The sequence below is a fragment of the Roseateles sp. genome, from assembly GCF_046300915.1.
In the GTDB taxonomy this organism is placed as follows: Bacteria; Pseudomonadota; Gammaproteobacteria; order Burkholderiales; family Burkholderiaceae_C; genus Kinneretia.
On sequence record NZ_JBKCLH010000212.1, the window covers coordinates 1 to 6,964 of the forward strand.

Annotated in this window: 7 protein-coding genes; 1 reads left to right on the forward strand and 6 read right to left on the reverse strand. The window is 69.6% G+C overall.

What is annotated here, in order from left to right:
- The 6 genes from ACK5F2_RS15980 to ACK5F2_RS16005 all read right to left on the reverse strand — a co-directional run.
- Positions 1-702, reverse strand: a 702-nt coding sequence (locus tag ACK5F2_RS15980; RefSeq protein WP_409866369.1) for a glycosyltransferase, incomplete at its 3' end; no start/stop codon positions are given.
- Positions 699-1,268, reverse strand: coding sequence for an acyltransferase (locus ACK5F2_RS15985; RefSeq protein WP_409866372.1), 570 nt, complete (start codon positions 1,266-1,268; stop codon positions 699-701). The genes ACK5F2_RS15985 and ACK5F2_RS15980, both read right to left, overlap by 4 nt.
- Positions 1,252-2,523, reverse strand: a complete 1,272-nt coding sequence (locus ACK5F2_RS15990; protein WP_409866374.1) for a lipopolysaccharide biosynthesis protein — start codon at positions 2,521-2,523, stop codon at positions 1,252-1,254. The genes ACK5F2_RS15985 and ACK5F2_RS15990 overlap by 17 nt, the downstream gene beginning before the upstream one ends.
- A 5-nt stretch (positions 2,524-2,528) precedes the next feature.
- Positions 2,529-3,611, reverse strand: coding sequence for a DegT/DnrJ/EryC1/StrS family aminotransferase (locus ACK5F2_RS15995; RefSeq protein ID WP_409866383.1), 1,083 nt, complete (start codon positions 3,609-3,611; stop codon positions 2,529-2,531).
- A gap of 2 nt (positions 3,612-3,613) precedes the next feature.
- On the reverse strand, positions 3,614-4,186 hold the full coding sequence (locus ACK5F2_RS16000; RefSeq protein ID WP_409866377.1) for an acyltransferase: 573 nt from the start codon (positions 4,184-4,186) through the stop codon (positions 3,614-3,616).
- 10 nt (positions 4,187-4,196) lie between these two features.
- Complete coding sequence (locus ACK5F2_RS16005; RefSeq protein WP_409866379.1) at positions 4,197-5,255, reverse strand: Gfo/Idh/MocA family protein; 1,059 nt, start codon at positions 5,253-5,255, stop codon at positions 4,197-4,199.
- A gap of 72 nt (positions 5,256-5,327) precedes the next feature.
- Here ACK5F2_RS16005 and lysS point away from each other — a divergent pair, with 72 nt between their 5' ends.
- The gene (lysS, locus tag ACK5F2_RS16010; RefSeq protein WP_409866382.1) at positions 5,328-6,854 is read left to right on the forward strand and encodes a lysine--tRNA ligase; all 1,527 of its coding nucleotides are present in this window, start codon (positions 5,328-5,330) and stop codon (positions 6,852-6,854) included.
- Positions 6,855-6,964: the final 110 nt, after the last annotated feature.

A 6,964-nucleotide genomic window follows, 5' to 3' on the forward strand; every position in this document is an offset into this window, starting at 1 on the left:
GCCCAGCGTGCGCACCTGGGCCTCCAGGGCCGGGCGCAGCGAGCCGTCATTGGCCACGGCCAGGCGCGCCTCGGGCTGCTCGCGCGCCACGGCGGCAAAGGCGGTGATCACCCGCTCGGGCCGGTAGAGGGGCTCCAGGCCGCGGTTGGCAAAGAAGAGCCAGGGCTGCTTCTTGGCCCCCTGTTTGGGCAGGGCCTCCAGGCCAAAGGGAAAGGTCATCACCTCGCCCGCGCCCAGCTCGCCCTGCATCACCGCCGTCATATGACGCGAGTCCGAGGTGCACAGCCGCGCCTCACGCAGCGCGCGCCGGGTCAGCCAGCGGTAGGCCGCGCCCTGGCGGGGCGTCACCAGGATGTCGCTGCCCCAGGCCGAGGCCGCGATCTGGGCGCGCAGACGCCAGCCGGTGCGCGCCGCCCAGGCCAGGGTGCCGTGCGAGGTGAGGTAATGGGCATTGATCCAGTCGGCATCCACCTTGGACAGCCAGGCGCCCAGGGCCGGCAGGGTCTTGATCACCGCGATATTGCCGCCGCCATGCGCGCTGGCGTGGCCCAGGGCCAGGCGGCGCTGGGGCGGCAACAGGCTCTCGAACTCGGGCAGAAAGCCGCGGCTGGACGCCGCCCAGAGCTCCACCCGCGGCGCCAGGGCCCGCGCCCACTTCAGCAGATGCGGGCTTTCGCCATCGCCCAGCAGGACCAGTCTCATCGGGGAACCTCGTGGGCCCAGGCCTGGTAGTGAGCAGCGAGCTCGGGATACTGGGCCAGCAGGGCCGCATCGCGCTCACGCACATCACCCACCTGGCGCGCGGGCTGGCCGGCCATGATGGCAAAGGCCGGCACCTCGCCGCGCAGCTGCGCATAGGCGCAGATCAGGGCACCGCGGCCGATGCGGGTGTTGGCCTCGATCAGGCTGTGCGGGCCCACGAAGACATAGGGGCCGATCTCGATAGGCCCCTGGATATAACCCGGCGCCGGCCCGCTGTGGCTGGCATAGGCACGCCCCAGCAGGCGGATGGCGCGGTGCGAGCTGTGGGTGACGATGCTGCAGAAATTGGTGATCTGCACACCTTCGCCAATCGTGAGCCCGGCCGTGGCATCGAGAAAGTTGAACTGACCGATGAAGACATGGTCGGCCAGGCGCAGGCCGGCCTCGCCCTCGATGCAGGTGCTGGGCGCGATGCGGCTGTGGGGCGCCCCACGCTCACCGAAGACCATGCGGAAGAAGAGCTGGCGCCACAGGGCGCGGCGCACGCGGTTAAGCCAAGCTCTCATCGGCAGGCCCTCGGGCGGGGGTGGCGGGGGTGAAGGCGGGAAAACGCTTCCAGGTCGCCAGCGACCAGAAGAAGAAACCGAAGTACAGGGCCATGGCGGCGGACACGCCCCAGGCCGCGCCGATCAGGCCACCCAGCTTGAGGCCCAGGGCCAGGCCGGCCACGAAGAGCAGCTGCCCCACCAGGGCCAGGCGCAAGGCCCAGCCCTGGGCCTGCCAGGCCATGGTGGCCACCGACAGCGGCGAGGCGATGAAGTGCAGCGCGATATAGGGCGCCAGAGCCTGGGCCAGGTGGCCGGCATCCACCCAGCGCTCGCCAAAAGCCCAGGCAAAGAGCGGCCCGCCCCAGAGCAGCAGCACCAGCAGCAGGGGCAGGGCCAGCACGGCCAGGGCGGCCAGGGCCTGGCGCACCAGGGCCAGGGCCTCGGCCGGATCGCGGGCGTTCACCAGACGCGGATACAGGGTCTGGGACAGGGCACCACCCACCAGGCCGGCCGGCGCCTTCAGATAGCGCAGGGCCAGGGCCCAGTAGCCCGCCGCGGCGTCGCCGGCCAGGCTGGTGATGATGAGCAGGGCCAGGCTGTCCTGCAGGGCGCCGGCAAAGGCATGCGGGGTGTTGAGCAGGGGGAAGTCGCGGTGCTTGCGCGCCAGGGTCTGCAGCGCCGCGCGCGGCTGGGCCAGCAGGCCCAGCCAGCCGCCCTGCGGCGCCGGCCGCGCCCGCCGCGCGGCCGCGCCCCGGCCCCCCAGGCTGGCGCCCCGCAGCAGACCCCAGGCGCCCAGGCCCGCCAGGCCCAGGGCCAGCTGTGCCACCGCGCCGCCGCCGTATTGCAGCACGCGGGCCACGGCCAGCTGGGCATAGCGCTGGGCGCGCGTGGCCCAGAGCGTGAGCCACTGGGCCGCGGCACCGGCCAGCACGGCCAGGGGCAGACCCAGGGCCAGGTCATAGTCCTGCCAGGCCAGCAGCACCACGCCGGCCACGGCGCTGGCCGCCGTCACGCCCAGCAGCACCCGCAGGCACAGGCCCATCAGCAGGGCGGCCGGCCCCTCCTCCCGCTCCAGCGGCAGGGCAAATTCATAGCGCGCGCAGCCCACCACCGCCACATTGGTGGCCAGGGCCCAGAGCAGGGCGAACTGGCCGAACTCGGTGGGCGAATACAGGCGCGTGAGCCAGGGCCCCAGCAGCAGGGGCAGGGCCTGGGCCAGGGCACCACCGGCCAGCAGGGTGAGGGTGGAGCGCCACAGCCCCCCGGCACGCATGAAGCTCAGGCCTCCAGGGCACGGCGCAGGGCCGCGATCACCTCATCCTGCTGGGCCTCGCTCAGATCGGGGCTCATGGGCAGGCTCAGCACCCGCTCGGCCGCGGCCTCGGCATGCGGCAGGCTCAGCTCGAGCTGCGCATAGGCCGGCTGGCGATGCAGGGGCTTGGGATAGTGGATGGCGGTGGGAATGCCCTGGGCCTGCAGGGCCTGCTGCACCGCGGCGCGGTTCTCCACCATCACGGTGAACTGGGCCCAGACGCAGTCGCGATCCGGCCGCACGGCCAGGCGCTGCAGGGGCAGCGCCGCCAGGGCCTGCTGGTAGCGCTCGCCCAGGGCCAGGCGGCGCTCAATTTCCCAGTCGAAACGCTCCAGCTTGGCCAGCACCACGGCGCATTGCAGCGTGTCCATGCGGCCGCCCACGCCCACACGGGTGTGGGTGTAGCGCTGGCTCTGGCCGTGTACGCGGATCTCACGCGCCGCCTGGGCCAGGGCTGCGTCATCGGTGAAGAGCGCGCCGCCGTCGCCATAGCAGCCCAGCGGCTTGCTGGGGAAGAAGCTGGTGGCGCCGAAGGTGCTGAGGCCGCAGCTCTTACGGTCCTTGTACGTGGCGCCAAAGCTCTGGGCCGCGTCCTCGATCACCGGGATGCTGCCGGCCACGGCGCGGATCTCGTCCATATCGCAGACCTGGCCATAGAGGCTCACCGGCATGATGGCGCGGGTGCGCGGCGTGATCAGGGCGGCAATGCGCGAGGCGTCGATATTGCAGGTGTCGGGCTCGATATCGGCATAGACCGGTACCGCGCCCAGCAGGGCGATCACCTCCACCGTGGAGGCAAAGGTGAAGGGGGTGGTAATGACCTCGTCGCCGGGCTTGATGTCCAGGGCCATCAGCGCGATCAGCAGGGCCTCGGTGCCGCTGGAGACGGTGATGCAGTGCTGCACGCCCACATGGGCGGCCAGCTTCTCCTCCAGCTCCTTGACCTCGGGGCCCATGATGTACTGGCCATGGTCCAGCACGCGCTGGATGCGCGCGTCCACGCTGGACTTCAGCGCGGCGTACTGCGATTTCAGATCGATGAAGGGCAGGCTCAAGAGATCAGCTCCACATGCTCGCCGTTGAGGCGGTAGCGTTCGCCGGTGGCCGGGCAGCTCGCCAGGCCCGCGGCATCGAATTGCAGGCGCTCGCCGTGGCGGCTCATCCAGCCGATGCGCCGCGCGGGCACGCCCACCATCAGGGCATGCGGCGCCACATCCTTCTGCACCACGGCGCCGGCGCCGATGAAGGCGTATTCGCCGATGGTGCTGCCGCAGACGATGGTGCAGTTGGCGCCCAGGGTCGCGCCCTTCTTCACCAGGGTGCGACGGTACTCGTGTTTGCGCACCACGGCCGCACGCGGGTTGTAGACATTGGTGAACACCATGCTGGGGCCGCAGAAGACCTCGTCCTCCAGGGTCACGGCGTCATAGATCGAGACATGGTTCTGCACCTTGCAGCCCTTGCCGATCAGCACATCGTTGCCCACATAGACGCCCTGCCCCAGCGAGCAGCCCGCGCCGATGCGCGCGCCCGGGCTCACATGGGCGAAGTGCCAGACCTTGGTGCCCTCGCCCAGCTGGGCGCCCTCGTCGACGATGGCGGATTCGTGTTTCCAGTAGCTCATGCGGCGGGGCTCAGAAGACCAGGGGCAGGCCCACGCGCTGGCCGTCGCGCGCGCTGCGGTAGGCGGCGATCAGGATCTCCAGCGAGCGCAGACCCTCGTAGCCGTCCACCTCGGCGTGAGCCTCGCCGCGCAGGGTGCGGATCACGTTGTCGTAGTAGAGCGGGTGGCCGAAGCCGTAGACGCTGCCGGTCTCATAGCTGGCGTTCTTGACCGCCTCATCGTCCGGATGCGGCTCGGCAAAGGCCCAGTGCTCGATCTTGTTGACCGCGGTGCCGCCGATCTTGACCGTGCCCTTCTCGCCCAGGATGGTGATGGAGCCTTCCAGGTTCTGCGGCCAGGTCAGCATGGTGACGTTGATGGAGGCCAGGCCTCCGTGGCGCAGGCGCACGCTCATCACGCCGGTGTCCTCGGCCTCGATATCGCGGGCCAGGGTGGCGGTGTAGGCATGGACCGAGTCCACCGGCCCCACCAGCCAGTCCAGCAGGTCCACATAGTGGCTGGCCTGGTTCATGAAGGCGCCGCCGTCCAGATCCCAGCGGCCGCGCCATTTGGCGGCGTCGTAATAGCTCTGCGGCCGGGTCCAGAACACATTGACCGTGCTCATATAGATGCGGCCGAAGCGGCCCTCATCGATGGCCTTCTTCACCAGCTGCACCGTGGCGTTCAGGCGGTTCTGCTTGACCACGAAGAGCTTGACCCCGGCATCGCGGCAGGCCCGCACCATGGCCTGACCTTCCTCGAACTTGGTGGCCATGGGCTTTTCGCTCAGCACATGCACGCCGGCCTGGGCCAGGCGTATGGCTTGCTGCGAATGCAGGCCCGAGGGCGTGGCCAGCACCACGATATCGGGCTGGCTGCCGGCCAGCAGCGCGTCCAGCGAGGCAAAGCCGGCGGCGCCGGTGGCCGCCACGGCGGCGGCCAGAGCCTCGGGCTGGGTGTCGCACACCGCCACCAGCTCGGCGCGCTCGCCATTCTTGGCGATGGCGGCGACATGGTTGTGGGCGATGCGGCCGCAGCCGACCAGGGCAAAGCGGATCTTGCGATCCAGGATGGGGAGCGAGACGGGCATGGAAGGCCGGATTCGAGCGGAACTCGGGATTCTAAGAGGCCCGGCTAAAATCGCAGCAAATTCAACGAGTTGATGATGACCCAGCACACCCCCGCCACGCCGCACCACGCCCCCGCCGCCGCGGACGAGAACCAGCTGATCACGGAACGCCGCGAGAAGCTGGCCGCCCTGCGCGCCAAGACCGCGGTGCCCTTCCCCAACGACTTCAAGCCCCAGCACCGCGCCCTGCCCCTGTCGCAGCAGTACGGCGAGCTGGACAATGAGACGCTGGAGCCGCAGGGCGTCCAGGTCAGCGTGGCCGGTCGCCTGATGCTCAAGCGCGTGATGGGCAAGGCATCCTTCGGCACCCTGCAGGACGCCACCGGTCGCATCCAGCTCTTCGTCACCAAGGACGGCGTGGGTGAGGACAGCTACGAGAGCTTCAAGCACCTGGACCTGGGCGACATCGTGGGCGCCGAGGGCACGCTGTTCAAGACCAAGACCGGCGAGCTGTCGGTGCGCGTCAGCACCCTGCGTCTGCTGACCAAGAGCCTGCGCCCCCTGCCGGACAAGTTCCACGGCATGAGCGACCAGGAGCAGAAGTACCGCCAGCGCTATGTGGACCTGATCACCGACGAAGACGCCCGCAAGCGCTTTGTGGCGCGCAGCAAGGCCGTCTCCTCCATCCGCAGCTTCATGGTGGACCAGGGCTTCCTGGAGGTCGAGACCCCCATGCTGCACCCCATCCCGGGCGGCGCCAATGCACGCCCCTTCGTGACCCACCACAATGCGCTGGACCAGGAGATGTTCCTGCGCATCGCGCCCGAGCTCTACCTCAAGCGCCTGGTCGTGGGCGGCTTCGAGCGGGTGTTCGAGATCAACCGGAACTTCCGCAACGAAGGCGTCTCGGTGCGTCACAACCCCGAGTTCACGATGATGGAGTTCTATGCGGCCTACTGGACGCACCATGATCTGATGGACTTCACCGAGCAGGTGCTGCGCCACGCCGCCATCGCCGCCACCGGCAGCGCCGCCATCAGCTATGCCGGCCGCCCCGTGGCCCTGGACAAGCCCTTTGCCCGCCTCTCGGTGCGCGACTCCCTGGTGGCGCATGCCGGCCTCAGCGAGGCCCAGGCCGATGACGCCGAGCTGCTGCGCGCCAAGCTCAAGGAGCTGGGCGAGGAAGCGCCCAAGCACTGGACCCTGCCCGAGCTGCAGTTCGGCCTGTTCGAGGCCGCGGTGGAAGAGAAGCTCTGGGAGCCCACCTTCATCATCGACTACCCGGTCGAGGTCTCGCCCCTGGCCCGCGCCTCCGACACCAACCCCAAGATCACCGAGCGCTTCGAGCTCTTCATCACCGGCCGCGAATACGCCAATGGCTTCTCCGAGCTGAATGACGCCGAAGACCAGGCCGCGCGCTTCCAGGCCCAGGTGGCCAACAAGGAAGCCGGTGACGACGAGGCCATGTTCTATGACGCCGACTTCATCCGCGCGCTGGAATACGGCATGCCCCCCACCGGCGGCTGCGGCATCGGCATCGACCGCCTGATCATGCTGATCACGGACTCGCCCTCCATCCGCGACGTAATCCTCTACCCCGCCCTGCGCCGGGAAGCCTGAGCGGCACGACGCCCATGACAAAAGCGGCTCCGAGGAGCCGCTTTTTTTGTGTGGGCCCACATCGCAGGCCCGCCCCCTGGGGCCGGGCGGGCTGTTGCGGGTCGGGGGGG

Bases quoted from the DNA above. Each gene is read 5' to 3' on its own strand.
- ACK5F2_RS15985 (WP_409866372.1), bottom strand. From the start codon at position 1,268: ATGAGAGCTTGGCTTAACCGCGTGCGCCGCGCCCTGTGGCGCCAGCTC.
- ACK5F2_RS15990 (WP_409866374.1), bottom strand. From the start codon at position 2,523: ATGCGTGCCGGGGGGCTGTGGCGCTCCACCCTCACCCTGCTGGCCGGT.
- ACK5F2_RS16000 (WP_409866377.1), bottom strand. From the start codon at position 4,186: ATGAGCTACTGGAAACACGAATCCGCCATCGTCGACGAGGGCGCCCAG.
- ACK5F2_RS16005 (WP_409866379.1), bottom strand. From the start codon at position 5,255: ATGCCCGTCTCGCTCCCCATCCTGGATCGCAAGATCCGCTTTGCCCTG.
- lysS (WP_409866382.1), top strand. From the start codon at position 5,328: ATGATGACCCAGCACACCCCCGCCACGCCGCACCACGCCCCCGCCGCC.